At 43.1% G+C, this 1,655-nt stretch carries 2 protein-coding genes; both read right to left on the reverse strand.

The genetic code is table 11. The features are described from left to right. Positions 1–193: 193 nt before the first annotated feature. The gene (locus tag A3761_RS02245; protein WP_068506812.1) at positions 194–1,021 is read right to left on the reverse strand and encodes a DUF2797 domain-containing protein; all 828 of its coding nucleotides are present in this window, start codon (positions 1,019–1,021) and stop codon (positions 194–196) included. Between the two features lie 15 nt (positions 1,022–1,036). Then, positions 1,037–1,303 carry a YeaC family protein gene (locus A3761_RS02250; protein WP_068506813.1) on the reverse strand — a complete coding sequence of 89 codons (267 nt, stop codon included), beginning with the start codon at positions 1,301–1,303 and terminating at the stop codon, positions 1,037–1,039. Positions 1,304–1,655: the final 352 nt, after the last annotated feature.

Below are 1,655 nucleotides of genomic sequence, written 5' to 3' on the forward strand. Positions count from 1 at the left end.
ACCATTTAGTGACAGCGCCTCGCCTTCACGGCCAGCGACTCGCTCGATAAGCTGCCTGGCTTTTACCAACGCTCCGTTTTCAAATAACTGAAAGGTTAAATCAAGTGACGTAATCTTAAACGCAGGCTCAAGATAGTCTTTGAGGTATATCGTCTTTGCTGATTCACTCATGCATGCTTTCCAAGTATATGTCTTACTCGACGTCTAGCGAGACGTCGTAGGACGTAAATTTTCGAATATTTAAGCAACCGGTATCGAGAATCATATATTGCCCTTTAATGGCAATTAAGGTCCCCTCCACCTCATCTTGTTTATCAAAATTAAAGGTTTTAGCCTTTTCTGGCCAAGATAAGTGTGGGTATTCAAATTCCCATACATCCTGCTCAGTCAAAGCAGTAATCTCACCGGGGAATTGCTCATCAAGCTCGGCCAACTTATCCTGAGCCAGTTCCATTAGACGGTCACGTTCAACCAAAAGATCTATATCAACGACCTCATGCTTCAGCATTTTCCGCCAATTAGTTTTGTCCGCCACCCACTCTTTCAGCATAACTTCAAGCAAACCGGAAAGTCGTCGGGACTTAACTGAGAATATAGGCAATGCAGCAATGGCACCCTGATCTATCCAGCGGGTAGGCACCTGGTTATGACGGGTAATCCCGACTTTCAAACCAGTTGAATTCGCCAAATAAACTATATGCTCCTGCATACAGTGTGTTTCACCCCATTCCGGCTCACGGCAGGTACCTTGTGCATAATGACAAAGCTCAGGGCTCATAATACAGCGGTCACACTGGGCCAACTTGGTAAAGCATCGATAACAGTAACCTTGGTTAAAGCTCTTGTTGGTACGCTTCTGACAATGAAAACAGCGAATCTCGCCGTTAGAACGAAAGCGTAATTTCTTGCCAAGATAATCTGCAGGATTGCATTTTGTATCACCAAAGTTCAAGGTGTAACTTACCGGGTTCCCCTGACTCACTGTCATTTTACTTAAATGACCTGATGCAACTTGATTCATTAATCGTCTTCTTTGTTAGTGCAATATACGGATAGTCGACTCATCATCACTATCGTCTTTTGGCCCGCATGGGGAGGTCTTTTTCGTTGTATCAACATAGCCGGTTCGATTGCTTTCATCGAGTCCATGTTTTACTTCATAAAGCATGACCGCCTGAAGGCATATTTCTTTTTGCTCACGAGAGAGGGTCCGGCCATCGGGCCACTTTCCCAACTCTATCGCTTGCTTGAACTTTTCGTAAATTTCTTTAGGAATGGATTCAGCAGCATCTTCAAACTTCATAAGTTAATCCTAGAAGAACTTTGAGTGCCATAGCATGCACTCAAGAATTTGTAACAAGCTAGCGAGAATATCAATCCCTGTAACGCTACTCAAGAATAAACAAAAAAGATCAAGCTCAGTGGTTGACAATGCAAATGATAACAATTATCATTTGCATAAGTTGAGTTCCCAGCGAAGCGCAATCACTCTACTTTAGAGCGATTACCTTTCACCGGAAATCAACTTGGTCTCTCTCATCTCTACACATACATATGTGAACTCCGTTAACCTCGGGCCAAAACATTTGGCCCGGTGGATAACGGAGTTTTTTTATACTTTCTTTTCTATAACACGCTCATTCACATACAGGGTA

Source organism: Oleiphilus sp. HI0123, from assembly GCF_001635315.1.